This window comes from Microbacterium azadirachtae (assembly GCF_025583665.1).
Taxonomy (GTDB): Bacteria; Actinomycetota; Actinomycetes; order Actinomycetales; family Microbacteriaceae; genus Microbacterium; species Microbacterium azadirachtae.
Genome location: NZ_CP099706.1, coordinates 446,613 through 459,922, shown reverse-complemented (window position 1 = coordinate 459,922; position 13,310 = coordinate 446,613). Strand labels below are relative to the sequence as shown.

Annotated in this window: 14 protein-coding genes; 7 read left to right on the top strand and 7 right to left on the bottom strand. The window is 71.8% G+C overall.

Annotation, left to right across the window (positions count from 1 at the left end; genetic code table 11):
* Positions 1-32: 32 nt before the first annotated feature.
* The 5 genes from NFX31_RS02105 to NFX31_RS02085 form a co-directional block, all read right to left on the bottom strand.
* Complete coding sequence (locus NFX31_RS02105) at positions 33-2,222, bottom strand: alkaline phosphatase family protein (RefSeq protein ID WP_262956632.1); 2,190 nt, start codon at positions 2,220-2,222, stop codon at positions 33-35.
* Positions 2,223-2,515: 293 nt separating this feature from the next.
* The gene (locus tag NFX31_RS02100; protein WP_045249570.1) at positions 2,516-3,256 is read right to left on the bottom strand and encodes a GntR family transcriptional regulator; all 741 of its coding nucleotides are present in this window, start codon (positions 3,254-3,256) and stop codon (positions 2,516-2,518) included.
* 129 nt (positions 3,257-3,385) lie between these two features.
* Positions 3,386-3,718 carry an SHOCT domain-containing protein gene (locus tag NFX31_RS02095; RefSeq protein ID WP_262956631.1) on the bottom strand — a complete coding sequence of 111 codons (333 nt, stop codon included), beginning with the start codon at positions 3,716-3,718 and terminating at the stop codon, positions 3,386-3,388.
* 211 nt (positions 3,719-3,929) lie between these two features.
* Complete coding sequence (locus NFX31_RS02090; RefSeq protein ID WP_262957232.1) at positions 3,930-4,592, bottom strand: response regulator transcription factor; 663 nt, start codon at positions 4,590-4,592, stop codon at positions 3,930-3,932.
* A complete protein-coding gene (locus tag NFX31_RS02085; protein ID WP_262956630.1) occupies positions 4,589-5,803 on the bottom strand; it encodes a sensor histidine kinase in 1,215 nt (404 codons plus the stop codon). The genes NFX31_RS02090 and NFX31_RS02085 overlap by 4 nt, the downstream gene beginning before the upstream one ends.
* A gap of 161 nt (positions 5,804-5,964) precedes the next feature.
* On the opposite strand from NFX31_RS02085, the gene NFX31_RS02080 reads away from it, so the two are divergent.
* Positions 5,965-6,231, top strand: a complete 267-nt coding sequence (locus tag NFX31_RS02080; protein ID WP_420847424.1) for a GNAT family N-acetyltransferase — start codon at positions 5,965-5,967, stop codon at positions 6,229-6,231.
* Positions 6,232-6,253: 22 nt separating this feature from the next.
* On the opposite strand, the gene NFX31_RS02075 is transcribed toward NFX31_RS02080, so the two are convergent.
* Complete coding sequence (locus NFX31_RS02075; RefSeq protein ID WP_045249567.1) at positions 6,254-6,445, bottom strand: hypothetical protein; 192 nt, start codon at positions 6,443-6,445, stop codon at positions 6,254-6,256.
* 234 nt (positions 6,446-6,679) lie between these two features.
* Between NFX31_RS02075 and NFX31_RS02070 the strand changes: the two genes are divergently transcribed.
* The 6 genes from NFX31_RS02070 (at position 6,680) to NFX31_RS02045 (ending at position 12,106) form a co-directional block, all read left to right on the top strand.
* On the top strand, positions 6,680-7,078 hold the full coding sequence (locus NFX31_RS02070; RefSeq protein ID WP_045249566.1) for a RidA family protein: 399 nt from the start codon (positions 6,680-6,682) through the stop codon (positions 7,076-7,078).
* A gap of 140 nt (positions 7,079-7,218) precedes the next feature.
* Positions 7,219-8,169 (top strand): ABC transporter ATP-binding protein, encoded by a 951-nt coding sequence (locus tag NFX31_RS02065; RefSeq protein ID WP_045249565.1) that lies wholly within the window; start codon positions 7,219-7,221, stop codon positions 8,167-8,169.
* 2 nt (positions 8,170-8,171) lie between these two features.
* On the top strand, positions 8,172-8,990 hold the full coding sequence (locus tag NFX31_RS02060; RefSeq protein WP_045249564.1) for an ABC transporter permease: 819 nt from the start codon (positions 8,172-8,174) through the stop codon (positions 8,988-8,990).
* Position 8,991: 1 nt separating this feature from the next.
* The gene (locus NFX31_RS02055; RefSeq protein ID WP_262956625.1) at positions 8,992-10,248 is read left to right on the top strand and encodes a sensor histidine kinase; all 1,257 of its coding nucleotides are present in this window, start codon (positions 8,992-8,994) and stop codon (positions 10,246-10,248) included.
* Complete coding sequence (locus tag NFX31_RS02050; protein ID WP_262956624.1) at positions 10,245-10,886, top strand: response regulator transcription factor; 642 nt, start codon at positions 10,245-10,247, stop codon at positions 10,884-10,886. The genes NFX31_RS02055 and NFX31_RS02050 overlap by 4 nt, the downstream gene beginning before the upstream one ends.
* A 53-nt stretch (positions 10,887-10,939) precedes the next feature.
* Positions 10,940-12,106 carry a polysaccharide deacetylase family protein gene (locus NFX31_RS02045; RefSeq protein ID WP_262956622.1) on the top strand — a complete coding sequence of 389 codons (1,167 nt, stop codon included), beginning with the start codon at positions 10,940-10,942 and terminating at the stop codon, positions 12,104-12,106.
* A 23-nt stretch (positions 12,107-12,129) separates the two neighbouring features.
* On the opposite strand, the gene NFX31_RS02040 is transcribed toward NFX31_RS02045, so the two are convergent.
* A complete protein-coding gene (locus NFX31_RS02040) occupies positions 12,130-13,302 on the bottom strand; it encodes a glycosyltransferase (RefSeq protein WP_420847423.1) in 1,173 nt (390 codons plus the stop codon).
* Positions 13,303-13,310: the final 8 nt, after the last annotated feature.

The following is a 13,310-nucleotide window of genomic DNA, read 5'->3' as shown; positions in this document are numbered from 1 at the left end:
GGGCGGCGAGGACGGCGCTCGGGCGGCGGCCGTCAGGCGGGGAGCTGCGCGACGCGGCCGGCGTAGCGGTGCCGCCAGCCAGCGCCGGTGTCGGCGGTGATGACCACGTCGTAGTAGCCCTCGTCGGTGGGCCAGGTGACCTTCTCGGTCCCGCCCGGCTTCACCCAGACGCGCTGCGCCGTGCCGGCGTGGTCGTTGGGCACGAGCTCGAAGTGCACCCGCTGGCGGCCGTCGTTGTGCAGGGAGATCTCGACGGTCGGGTTCTCACCGGCGACCAGGTCGACCTCGGCCCGGGGGACTCCCGCCCCGTTCTGGCCCGCCGGGACCACCGTGCCGGCGTGCGAGCGCACGAATCCGTCGGGCCCGTACACCGAGAACGCGTACCGGCCGTCCTGCGCGGTCGCATCCCACACGTGCGCCGCCGGCTTCGCCGCCGAGACCGTGTAGGGCGTGTTGGCGAACGGCAGGTACCTGTCGGGGAACGCCTGCAGGCTCACCGCCTTGCCCGAGGGGCCGCCGACGAGGCTCAGCTGCACGCTGACCTTCCCCGTCTTGCGGTCCTCCACGAACACCCCGTGCGGGTGGTATGACAGGGGGCGGTGCTTGAGCGGCGTGCTCGACCACTTGTCCGCCGGGGGCACCTGGGTGCCGATCGTGCCGCCCGCCCTGGCGATCTGCACCAGTGCGTCGGTGTCGGGCAGCGAGGGGATGTCGATCACGGGGTGCGCGAAGTCCATCGCGCTCGTGAGGTCGCCGCTGATCCCGCGCCGCCATGCGGTGATCGTGGTCGACAGCGCCGGGGTGCCGATCGCCGTGGTCCAGGTCTCCAGGAACCGGATCAGCGACGTGTGGTCGAAGGTCTCGGTGCCGACCCAGCCACCGCGCGTCCAGGGCGAGACGAGGATCGTCGGGATGCGTGCGCCGTATCCGATCGGGGTGGATCCGTTGTACTCGCCCGGCGTCCCCGGCTCGGCGAACGGCGGCAGCACGTGATCGAAGTAGCCGTCGTTCTCGTCGAACGTCATGATGAGCAGCGTGCTCTTCCAGATGTCCGGGTTGGACTGCAGGGTCTGGATCACCCGGTTCGAGAAGTGCGCGCCGTGCTCGGGGTTGGCGGAGGGATGCTCCGACCAGCTGTAGGGGGCAACGATCCACGACACCTGCGGGAGCGGGTACTGAGCGCCGGGCTTGCATGCCGCGATGAAGTCCTTCAGCACGCCGTTCAGGTTCGCGTCGCTGTCGTTGTTGACGACGCCGGTCGACGCATAGGGCGCGGAGCCCGCGCGCCAGACGAGGCCCGTGCCGGGGGCGTTCTTGGCCGCATCGCCGCAGTTCGCGAGGTCGGTCGCCGTCGAACCGGAGGTGGTGAACGCCGAGAACCCGCGGATCGGGTTGTCGGTGTAGTCGCCCACCCAGCTGGATCCGTTGTTCGTGTTGTCGACGTAGATGCGCCACGAGACTCCCGCGGCCTGCAGCGCCTCGGGGTAGGTCTGCCACGCGCGGGTGCCGTTGGACTCGCCGCCGTTGTCGACGACGCCGCCCGAGGTGCCGGTCCACGCGTACAGGCGGTTCGGCGTGGTGGGCCCCATCACCGAGCAGTGCCAGTTGTCGCAGATCGTGTAGGCGCTCGCCAGCGAGTACTGCCAAGGGATCTCCTCGCCGGAGACGTAGTGCATGGTGTTGGCGCCCTTCGCGCCGACCCAGTTGTTGTAGCGGCCGCCGGCCCAGGCCGAGGTGCCGCCCGAGTACGAGTGGTCGAGCCCCGTGGTCGTCCCGGCGACCGTGGTCACCCGGCTCGGCTTGACGAAGGACGAGCCCTGCGGCTGGGAGAACACGTCGGTGCCGTTGGGGAAGCGCAGCGCCTGCTTGTCGTCGAAGCCGCGCACTCCGGGGAGGGCTCCGTAGTAGTGGTCGAAGGAGCGGTTCTCCTGCATGAGGATCACGACGTGCTTGATGTCGGTGATGTCGCCCGAGAAACCCTCCGGCAGCGCGTAGGCGCGAGACGTGCCCGCGGCCTGCGCTCCGCCGCGAGCGGCAGCGGCCGCGGCGGACGAAGCCGAGACCCCTGCGCCCAGGCCCGCGCCCACGGCGGCCGCACCGCCGAGCAGGCCGAGCGCGCGCAGCATGCCACGACGGGTCATGCCGCTGCGCAGCACCTCGTCCGGGACGGTCTGCGGCCGGTCGTAGGGGTCCGGGGTGAAGGGGACGGGCTCGCTGGACATGGACGCTCCTCGAAACGGCGGGGCGGCACCCGGATGCGGCGCCGACCTCGAGGAGAGCAAGGGCAGGGGAACAGCCGGTGAACGCACGAGGACGAGCCGGTGGCCCCGGCCGCCGCAGCCCCGGATCCGGCCGCCGAGCGTGCACACTGGGCTGTTCCGGCCGCTTCGCTGGGCTGTTTCGGCCGCTTCGCTGGGCTGTTTCGCCGCGCCCCGGTCGTTGAGCGAGGGCGGCGCAGCCGACCGAGACGAAACGCCCCCGGAGGCCGGTCCGCCGCCTCCGCCCGGCGCCCCGCTCAGAGCGCGGTGCGGACCGTCTGCCCCGCCTCGATCTCGAACGCGATCGCCCCGGCGCGGTAGCGGTCCACGCCGATCTCCACGAGCCGTCCCTCCCGCGTCGTGGTCGTGCGCCCCACCTGCAGCAGCGGGCTGGAACGGCGCACGCCGAGCAGCGCGGAATCCTCGGTGGTCGCGGCGGCCGCCTCGATCCGGTGGTTCGTCGACGCGACGCGGATCCCCGCATCGGCGAGCGCGGCCGTGGTCGACCGCACGTCGTCCGGCAGGAGCGCCACGACGTCGGAGACCCAGGGCGCCCACACCGACCGCTCGATCATGACCGGCAGGTCGTCGAGGGTGCGCAGCCGCACGAAGCGGTGCAGGGGCTCGCCGAGCCGGATCCGGAACAGCTGCGCCTCGCGCGCATCCGCCGGCCCCACGGTGCGGGAGGTGATGGATCCTCCCGGGACCCGGCCGCCCTCGCTCGCCCACTCCGTGAACGACTGCATGCGGTCGAAGCCCTGCGTCTGGTGCGCGGCCTGCACGATCCAGCCGCCGCGTGGGCGGGAGACCACGAGCGAGAGCCGCGCGAGCCGTGCGAGCGCCCCGCGGATCACGCTGCGGGTCGTGCCGTACTCCGCGCTCAGCGCTGCCTCGCTGGGCAGCCGGGTTCCGGCGGCGAAGCCGCCCTCCGCGATCCGCCGGCGCAGATCCGACGAGATCTGCGCCGTCCGCGAGCTGTCGCGAGCGCCCTCCGTCATCTCCCGCCTCCGTGCGCGGGGAGGAGGATCGGCGGCAGGGGCATGCCTCCATTCTCGCGCGCATCGGTGGCCCGCCGTGCGCGGGCATGACGGGCCACCGTGATCGGGCTCAGGCCCGAATCGTCGAGCTCAGGCCTCCGGACGGTTCGCGCGGAGCACCTCGAGCCGCGCCCGGTATTCGGTCTCATCGATGTCGCCGTTCGCGAAGCGGCCGGCGAGCACCTGCTCCGCGCCGCTGGTCTGCGGTCTGGCCGCCCACGGCGCCGAGGCTCCGGGAGCGCCCGGAGCACCGTGCGGTCCGCCCCAGGGTCCGTACCCCCCGCGGCGGCGGCGCACGAGGAGGGCGACGAGCAGGCCGACGATGACGAGGAACATCAGCGGGCCGATGATGAAGACAGGCCAGAAGGGGTGGAACCCCATGTGGCCGGGATGCGCGGCGACGGCCGCGACGGTTGCGATCATGAGTGACCATCCTTGGATCGGTTCGGTCGCATCTCGACCGATGCCTCCAGCCTCGCGATCCGTGCCCGCCGCCGAATCCGGCCCGGGGAGTGATTCCGCGTGCTCCCCGGGGAGTAGTGGTCCTGTTCGAGGAGCGATGTTCGCTCTCCGCAGCCCGGACCCGGAGCAGACTTCGCTCCCTGAATCACGTTCCCGCCACGGACGCCGGGTCCTACTGCCAGCCGGGTGCGACGAGTCCGGTCTCGTACGCGAGCACCACGAGGTGCACCCGATCCCTGGCGTGCAGCTTCGCCATGATCCGCGAGACGTGCGTCTTCGCGGTGAGGGGGCTGAGGAAGAGCTGCACCGCGATCTCGTCGTTCGTGAGGCCCTGTCCGACCAGACGCAGCACCTCGCGCTCCCGCTCCGTGATGCCCTCGAGCAGGCGCTGGTCGGGCGCATCGCGCAGCCCCACCATGAGCCGCTCGAGCAGACGCCGGGTGACCCCGGGCGAGAGCAGCGCCTCGCCCGCCGCGACGACGCGCACGGCGCGCACGAGATCGGCCGGCTCGGTGTCCTTGACGAGGAAGCCCGCGGCGCCCGCGCGCACCGCCCGCACCACGTACTCGTCGAGCTCGAACGTCGTCACGATCACCACGTGCACGCCCGCGAGCGCCGGATCCGCGGCGATCTGCTCGGTCGCCCACAGCCCGTCCCCGTCCGGCATCCGGATGTCCATCAGCACGACGTCCACCGGCGTCCGCCGGATCCCCTCCAGCAGCTCTCGCCCGCCCGCCGCCTCGACGGCCACCTCGATGCCGTCCTCCGCGTCCAGCAGGGCGCGGAACCCCGCGCGAACCAGCAGCTGGTCGTCGGCCAGCGCCACCCGGATCACGAGGCCCTCCCCCACGGAAGCGTCGCGACCACGCGCGCACCTCCCTCGGGGCCGTCGCCCACGTCGACGCCGCCGCCGAGGAGCGCGGCACGCTCCCGCATGCCGAGCACGCCGCCGCGCCCGGAGACCGTCGGATCCGCCCCGGCGAAGCCGCGCCCGTCGTCGGTCACCGTCACGACGAGAACCGGATCCGGCTCGTCCCGCCGCTCCAGTACGACACGCACATGCCCGGCCTGCGCATGCCGCACCGCGTTGGTGAGCGCCTCCTGCACGATGCGGTAGGCGGCGAACTGCGTCGCACGGCTGGGCGCGGTGCCCTGCAGGCGATCGTCCAGCGCGATCTCGAGGCCCGGCGTGGTGAGCCCCGCGATGAGCCGGGGAAGCTCGGCGAGCTCCGCCTGCGGCACGAGCGGCACCTCGCCGTCGCGGAGCACGCCGAGCACGCCGCGCACCTCCTCCAGCGCGAGCTTGGAGGTGTCCTTCACGTTCTGCAGCGCGGCGCGCGCCTGCTCCGGATCCCGATCGAACAGGTGCAGCCCCACGCTGGCCTGCACGTTCATCTGCGACAGAGCATGCCCCAGCACGTCGTGCAGCTCACGGGCGATGCGCACCCGCTCGCGCTCCTCCGCGCTGCGCCGTCGCCGCTGCGCGTCGGCCCGCACCTGCGCCATCCGTGCACCGCGCGTGCGCACGAAGGCGCCGACGGCGAAGCTCAGCGCGAGGCCGACCGTGGCGGCGACGATGAGTCCCGGATGCCAGATCCGCCCGATGGCGACGCCGACGAGGATCGCCGTCGCCCACCCGGTGGCGACGGAGACGGCCGCCCAGATGACGGCGCCGCGCGCGACCGCGAGGGCGATCGCGAAGGCGAGCGCCACGTAGGGCGGGCCGTACACCGGTGCCGTCAGCACGTCGACCAGGGCGAACGCCGAGACCAGCGCGACGGTCGGGCCCGGCAGACGCCGCGCGGCGAGGAGCGCGAACGGCCCGGCGACCGCGAGCGCCAGGTGCAGGGCGAGTCGCCAGTGCAGGCCGTGACCGGGCGCGTGCGCCGCGGCCCAGACGCCCGCCGGCACCTGCACGAGCAGGCTCAGCACCATCGGCGCGATCAGCTGCACACGCTGCGACGGTCCGAGCGGAACGCGACCGGTGTCGGGGCCGAACCACGCGGTCGACGCGCTCGGAGCGCTGTCGTGGGGCTGGTCGGGCATCCTCCGATGCTACGCGCGGCCCCGCGGACGCAGATCCGTCCGCGGGGCGCACCCCGCATACTCCCCGGGGAGTAGCGCCGAGCGGGAGGCGGCCGGACGGCCTCGGGCAGATGCACGTGCCGGACGGTCCATGGCGAAAGGCCGAAGCCGGGATCGGCTACATGATCGACCCGGCGCACGCGGGGCGGGGATATGCCACCGAGATCGCCTCCGCGCTGCTGTCGCTCGCCTTCGACGACCTCGGGGTCCACCGGGTCACCGCCGGATGCTTCGCCGACAACGTCGCGTCGTGGCGGGTGATGGAGAAGCTCGGCATGCGCCGCGAGCAGCACGGCGTCCGGGATTCCTGGCACGCCGAAAGAGGGTGGATCGACGGGTTCACCTACGCGATGCTCGCCGAGGAGTGGCGCGCACGCCAGGCCCGCTGAACCGCGTGGCCTGCGGGCGGGCTCAGTTCTCCCAGGAGCGCGAGCGCTTGGTGGCGCCGCCGGGCTCACGCATCATGTACGCGAGCGCGAGGCTGATCGCCAGGATTCCGGCGACGAAGACGGGGCCCTGCCACGCGGGCAGGCCGGGAGCGATGCCCAGCAGCACGAATCCGCCGAGGAAAAGAATTCCGAACACGATGTAGTGAAGGATCACCGGGCAACCTCCTGTTGAGCCTCTCGAGTCTATCGCGACGTGCGGCCTCGACCCGCCCCCGCTCCCCTGCGTCCATCGCGCATCTGCCGCGACGCCTGCAGGATCCGACGACGCCGGCATGACGGTTCGCCCGATTCCGTCCTGCACGCGTCGCACGGTCCTGCAACCGTCGCACGCCCACGCCCACGCCCCCGGCCCCGCCGCGGTGTCGGCACCCCTCGCTACGCTCGCGCCATGAGCATCTCCTACCCCTCCGTGCCGGGGCTCGTGAACAGCCCGGGCTTCAGCCATGTCGCGGTGATCCCGCCGGGATCCACCCTCATCCACGTCGGCGGGCAGAACGGCGTCGACGAGACGGGCGCGGTCGTCTCGGACGACGTCGCCGTGCAGTCGGCCCGCGCCCTCGAGAACGCCGAGGCGGCCCTCGCGGCGGCCGGCGCGACGCTTGCCGACGTGGTCGGCTGGACCGTGCTCATCCATCAGGACGCGGATCTGCGCGCCGCTTACGGCGCGGTCGGGCCCACGCTCGCGCGCAAAGGGGCTCCGCCGCTCGTCACCGCGGCCCGCGTCGTCGGTCTCGGCGTGCCCGGCGCCCTCATCGAGGTCGGCGCCGTCGCCGCGCTCGCGCCCTGACGCCTGCGCGCCTCGCGGATCCGGCCCGCCCCGCGACAGGACGCGGATCCGTGACGGATGTCATAGCGGATCCGTGACATCGTTCATCGTGCCCCGCGCGCGCTGCGGAGCAGACTGGATGACATGAACGAGGCGACATCATGAGCGACACCCGGACGGCCCCGTCCGTCACCCGCACCTCCGCTACCCCTCCTGCCGCGATCTCCGCGCGTGGTCTCACGAAGCGCTTCCGCGGCTTCACCGCCGTGGACGGCGTGGACATCGAGGTCGCGCAGGGCGAGGTGGTGGCGTTCCTCGGGCCCAACGGCGCCGGCAAGACCACCACGATCGACATGCTGCTCGGGCTCTCCCAGCCCGACGACGGCGCGGTGTCGCTGTTCGGGCTGACCCCGCGGCAGGCGATCGGACGCGGTCTCGTCTCCGCGGTCATGCAGACCGGCGGCCTGCTCAGCGACGTCACGGTGCGCGACACGATGAAGCTGACCGCGTCGCTGTTCGCGCACACCACGAGCATCGACGCCGCGCTGGAGCGGGCGGGCATCGCCGACATCGCCGACCGCAAGGTGCAGAAGTGCTCCGGCGGCCAGCAGCAGCGTCTGCGCTTCGCGATGGCGCTGGTGTCGGATCCGGGCCTCATCGTGCTCGACGAGCCGACCACCGGGATGGACGTCGAGGGACGCCATTCGTTCTGGCAGGCCATCCACGCCGACGCGCAGCGCGGCCGCACGGTGCTCTTCGCCACGCACTACCTCGAGGAGGCCGACCAGTACGCCGACCGGATCATCCTGATCCGCAGGGGCCGGATCGTCGCCGACGGCACCACCGCCGAGATCAAGGCGATGGCGGCTGGCCGCACCGTCGAGGCGGAGTGGGACGAGGCGTCCGGATCCGCGCAGGCCGAGATCGCCGCTCTCCCGGGCGTCGACTCGGTCGAGGTGCGCGGCCCCCGCATCATCATCCGCGCGAACGACTCCGATGCGGTCGCGCGGCACCTGCTCACCCGCACGAGCGCGCACGACGTGACCATCACCAGCCAGAACCTGGAGCAGGCGTTCCTGCAGCTCACGGGCGACGACCAGGAAGGGGAATGACCATGACCACCGCTGCAGAGCGCCTGGACCGGATCGATCCGTCCACCCGCCGCGTGCCGCCCCTGGGCGGCTTCAGCCTCACCTTCCTCGGCGTCGAGCTCAAGCGCATCTTCCGCAACTCGAGCGTCGTCGTGTTCACGCTGATCTTCCCGATCGCGATGCTCGTGATGATCGGGCTGCCGAACAAGAACACGGCGATCACGAACGTGCCGGTCAGCCAGGGCGGCCTGTCGGCCGCCGTGCCGATCATGATCTCGATGGCCGTGTACGGCGCGATGGTGGCGAGCACGATGACCGGCGTCTCCGTCGCCGCCGAACGCGCCCAGGGGTGGAGCCGCCAGCTGCGGCTGACGCCGCTGAACCCGGTGGTCTACATCCTGGTCAAGGTCATCTGCGGCCTGGTGCTCGGCGGCATCGCCGTGGTGGTGACGCTGATCGTCGGCGCGGCACTCGGCATCACCGCCCCGCTGGGGAACCTGATCGCCGCGGGACTGCTGGCCTGGCTGAGCTCGCTCATGCTGACCAGCCTCGGCCTCGCCGTCGGCTACGCCTTCCCGGCGCAGAACGCGATGCGCTACCTGGGTCCGATCCTGCCGATCCTGAGCTTCATGGGCGGCCTGTTCGTGCCGCTCGCGATCATGCCCGAGGCGGTGCAGATCGGCGCGAAGTTCACCCCGCTGTGGGGCATCGCCGAGCTCTCCCAGTCGGCCATCATCGGCGTCGCGCCGAACGGCTGGGCGGTGCCGAACCTGATCGTGTGGTTCGTCGTCTTCACGGCTCTCGCGGTGCTGATGTTCCGCCGGGACACCAAGCGCGTCTGAGATGACGGACGACGTCTGCGACGAGCAGGGCGCGGCGGCTGCGGCCGCCCGCCCTGCTCGTCGCGAGCACCGGTTCGGCCTGCTCGGGCGGATCGGGATCGGCGAGGGCGGCTTCCTCGACGCCCCGTCGCTCGACGGCGTCACCGGGTGGCCGCGGCTGCGCCTCACGCTCGGCGCACCGGGCGCGAAGCGGTGGTACCCCGGCGCGCTCATCAGCCAGCTGTTCATCGTCGGCTTCATCCTCGTCCCGCTGCTCACCCAGCTGCCCGCCCCCGCCTCCTGGTTCTGGGGGCTCGGGGTGATCGTCTACGGCGCGCTGTTCACGGTCTCCTTCCCGATCGCGATGGCCCTGCCCGACCGCTGGCGGTGGGTGCCGCCGGCGGGGCTGCTGCTGCTGTCGCTGCCGTTCCTGCTGGTGCTCGGCCCCGACCTGTCCGGACTCTGGACCTACGTCGCGGTCTCTGCGGCGATGTGCTTCGGCGGAGACCGCCGCGCCGTGTTCTCCGTGTTCGGCCTTTCGGCAGTCGCGTTCGTGATCAACCTGATCGACGGCGCGCTCCAGCCGTCGAACACCCCGCCGTGGACGATGCCGCTCATCATCCTGTCCATCGGCACGCTCATGGCCGCCTTCACCCGCAACCTGCAGACCCTCTCCCAGCTGAGGCGCACGCAGAAGGAGCTCGCCACGGTCGCCGTGGAGGAGGAGCGCAACCGCGTCGCCCGCGACATGCACGACATCCTCGGCCACTCGCTGTCGGCGATCGCCCTCAAGGCCGACCTGGCCGCCAAGCTCTCCGAGCGGGATCCCGCCGCGGCCTCGGCTGAGATCCACGAGGTGCAGACCCTCGCCCGCGCGACGCTCAGCGACATGCGGGCGGTCGTCTCCGGCTATCGGCAGGTGCGCATCGCGAGCGAGCTGGCCTCGCTGCGCACGCTCCTGCCCGCCGCCGGGATCACCGCGCACTTGCCCACCACGACGGATGAGGTCCCCGAGCGCAACCGCGAGCTGTTCGGCTGGGCGCTGCGCGAGGCCGCCACGAACGTGATCCGGCACGCCGGCGCGGAGAACTGCTGGGTCACCCTCGCCCCCGGGCGCATCACGGTCGAGGACGACGGGATCGGCCCGGCCGCGCGCTCCCCCGAGGCCGCGGGCGGCACCGGGCTGCACGGGCTCGCCGAGCGTGCATCCGACGCCGGAGGCGCGCTCACGATCGGCCGCTCCCGCCGTGGCGGGTTCCTCCTGGAGGTCATCGCATGACGCCCGAGACCACCACCGCGTCAACCGGAGGCATCCGCATCCTGCTCGCCGACGATCAAGCCCTCGTGCGCGGTGCGCTCGCGACCCTGCTCGGCCTCGAGGACGACCTCGACGTGATCGCCCAGGTCGGCCGCGGCGACGAGGTCCTCCCCGCGGCCGAGCAGCATCGGCCCGACATCGCGCTGCTCGACGTGGAGATGCCCGGCGTCGACGGGCTCACCGCGGCCGCGCAGCTGCGCCGGGCGCTGCCCGGCGTGCGGATCGTGATCGTGACGACGTTCGGCCGGGCGGGATACCTGTCCCGCGCGCTGGCGGCCGGCGTCGCGGGGTACGTGGTCAAGGACACGCCCGCCTCCGAGCTGGCCGACGTCGTCCGCCGGGTGATGAAGGGGGAGACCGTCATCGACGCCGCCCTCGCCACCGACGCGCTGACGGCCGGGCCTTCGCCGCTCACGCCGCGCGAGACCGAGGTGCTCGCCGCAGCCCGCGACGGCGGCACGATCTCGGACGTGGCCCGCGCCCTGCACCTCTCCGAGGGCACGACCAGGAACCACCTCTCCTCCGCGATGCAGAAGCTCGAGGCGCGCACGCGCGCCGACGCCGCGCGCATCGCACAGGAGCGCGGCTGGCTGCTCTGAGGCGCCGTCATCGCTTCAGGATCCCGACCCCTCGATCCCTTACACTCGGCACCATGACCGGAGCCTCCCCCACTTCGTCGCGCCCTCCGCGCCCTTCCCCCGCGGTGATCCGCCGTCGTCGCCTCGTGGTCGGGCTGATCGTCGTCCTCGCGATCGCCCTGGTCGCGGTGCTCGCGACGATCGCCGTGCGCGCCTTCTCCGGCGGGGATCCCAAGGCTGCGACGATCGGCACCGGAGGCACGCCCACCCCCACGCCGACCTCGACGCCGCTCACCCCGGCCGAGCAGCTGCTCAAGACCGCCGCGGATCCCGCCAAGGCGTGCGCGGTGTCGTTCTCGGGTGAAGGCGTCACCCAGGCGCCGATGCTGCAGACCGAGGGCGTGCTGTACACCGGTCTGCCGATCCCGGAGCGCGCGGGCGCGGTGTTCGCCGGCTGGTATCCGACACCGGAGACCGCGACGTCGCAGGTGCAGACCGACCGCGTGAACGGCTCGCAGCTGACCGCCTGCACGGATCACCAGCGCACCCTGTACGCCGCGTGGACCACGCCGGAGCAGAACGTCGCGACGGCGGCCAAGATCCCGATCCTGATGTACCACCAGTTCACGACCAAGCCCGAGGGCGAGGACAACTGGCTGCGCAACAACTACGTGTACATCGAGGACTTCAAGGCGCAGATGGACTACGTCGCCGCGCAGAAGTTCTACCTGCCCACCTGGGACGAGCTCAACGCGTTCATCGACGGCAAGCTGTTCCTGCCGCAGCACTCCCTCATCATCACCGACGACGACGCGGATCCGACCTGGCTGCAGCTCGCGGTGCCGGTCGTGACCGAGCGGAAGCTGCTCACCACGTCGTTCGTCATCACGGGCGAGCGCAAGGACGGATCCCCCTCCCCTTACGTGCTGCAGCGCTCGCACACCAACGACATGCACCGTGCCGGCGACAACGGCAAGGGGCGGATGGTGAACCTGTCGGCCGACGAGGTCGCCGCGGATCTGGAGGAGTCGGCGAAGGTGCTCGGCGCCAAGGAGGTCATCGCCTACCCGTACGGCCATTACAACGCGACCGCCGAGGAGGGCGTGACGAAGGCCGGGTTCCTGCTGGCGCGCACGATCGAGCACGGCTACGTGAAGATCGGCACGCACAAGCTCGAGCTTCCCGTGATCCGCATCAACTACGGCGACACGGTGCAGGGACTCAAGGAGAACATCGGCTGACCCCGGGGCGGGCCCGTCCTCGGTTACTCCGCCGCGGCGGCCTCCGCCTCGAGGCGCAGACGCTGGCGCTCCTCCGACTTGCGCGCGAGGCGCACCGAGCGCCGCGGTGCGTAGACCACGAGGGAGTGGAAGAGGAAGCGCACGAAGAACGCGGCGATCAGCGTGATCGCGGCGGCGAGGATGCTGGAGATGTGCCAGGTCTCGACCATGAGGGCGAGCACCGGGATCCGCACGGCCGCCTCGACGTTGTTGAACGTGAACGACTGCGCGAACCGCACGCCGATGGCGGAGGCGTCGCCGCGCATGTCGTTGAAGACGTAGCGCTCCTGCAGGATGAAGTTGCCGATGATCGTCACCTCGGCCGCGATGATCGCCGCCCAGACGTACTCGACGCCCAGATGGGTCAGCGCCCACATGATGGCGAGGTTCGCCAGCGCGCCGACGCCGCCGATGATCGCGAACAGCGACATCTTGCCGAACCGCAGGCGCGCAAGGTGCTTGAGGAACTCCATGCCCTGCACGAACGACGCCTTGGACTGCCCGTGCAGCCGCTCGCCGAACTCCATCGGCACCTCGGCGATCCGCACGTCGGAGCGCACCAGGATCTCCAGCAGGATCTTGAAGCCGTTGGGCCGCAGGGCCTCCGGGTCGATGCGCCGGCGGTCGACGAGGAAGTAGCCGGTCATGGGATCCGAGGCGCCGGAGAGCCGGATCGGGAACATGGCCTTGGTGAGCAGGGTCGCGCCGCGCGAGACGCCGACACGGACCGCTCCGGCGAGACCGCCGTTGTCGCCGCCGCCGATGTAGCGGGAGGCGATCACGACGTCGGCGTCGCCCTCCTCGAAGCGGTCGATCATCTCGGGCAGGAGCTCGGGCGGGTGCTGCAGGTCGCCGTCCATCACGATGCAGACGTCGTACGACGCGGCGGCGATCCCCTCGACCACGGCACCGCCGAGACCGCCGACGGGCTTGTCGCGATGCAGGAGCCGCACCGGCACCGGCGCGCCGGCGGCGATCCGCCGGATCACGTCAGGGGTGTCGTCGGAGCTGTCGTCCACGAAGAGGATCTCGACGTCGCGATCGACCAGCGCGCCGGAGACGCGTGAGACGAGGGCCGCGATGTTGTCTCGCTCGTTGAAGGTCGGGATGATGACCGTGGCGCCGAGAATGGGGTCCCCGGCAGACATGTCCTCCATGCCCCTCC

Coding starts and splice junctions, on each gene's coding strand:
- NFX31_RS02105 (WP_262956632.1), bottom strand. CDS start 2,222: ATGTCCAGCGAGCCCGTCCCCTTCACCCCGGACCCCTACGACCGGCCG.
- NFX31_RS02100 (WP_045249570.1), bottom strand. CDS start 3,256: ATGACGGAGGGCGCTCGCGACAGCTCGCGGACGGCGCAGATCTCGTCG.
- NFX31_RS02095 (WP_262956631.1), bottom strand. CDS start 3,718: ATGATCGCAACCGTCGCGGCCGTCGCCGCGCATCCCGGCCACATGGGG.
- NFX31_RS02085 (WP_262956630.1), bottom strand. CDS start 5,803: ATGCCCGACCAGCCCCACGACAGCGCTCCGAGCGCGTCGACCGCGTGG.
- NFX31_RS02080 (WP_420847424.1), top strand. CDS start 5,965: ATGATCGACCCGGCGCACGCGGGGCGGGGATATGCCACCGAGATCGCC.
- NFX31_RS02070 (WP_045249566.1), top strand. CDS start 6,680: ATGAGCATCTCCTACCCCTCCGTGCCGGGGCTCGTGAACAGCCCGGGC.
- NFX31_RS02065 (WP_045249565.1), top strand. CDS start 7,219: ATGAGCGACACCCGGACGGCCCCGTCCGTCACCCGCACCTCCGCTACC.
- NFX31_RS02060 (WP_045249564.1), top strand. CDS start 8,172: ATGACCACCGCTGCAGAGCGCCTGGACCGGATCGATCCGTCCACCCGC.
- NFX31_RS02055 (WP_262956625.1), top strand. CDS start 8,992: ATGACGGACGACGTCTGCGACGAGCAGGGCGCGGCGGCTGCGGCCGCC.
- NFX31_RS02050 (WP_262956624.1), top strand. CDS start 10,245: ATGACGCCCGAGACCACCACCGCGTCAACCGGAGGCATCCGCATCCTG.
- NFX31_RS02045 (WP_262956622.1), top strand. CDS start 10,940: ATGACCGGAGCCTCCCCCACTTCGTCGCGCCCTCCGCGCCCTTCCCCC.
- NFX31_RS02040 (WP_420847423.1), bottom strand. CDS start 13,302: ATGGAGGACATGTCTGCCGGGGACCCCATTCTCGGCGCCACGGTCATC.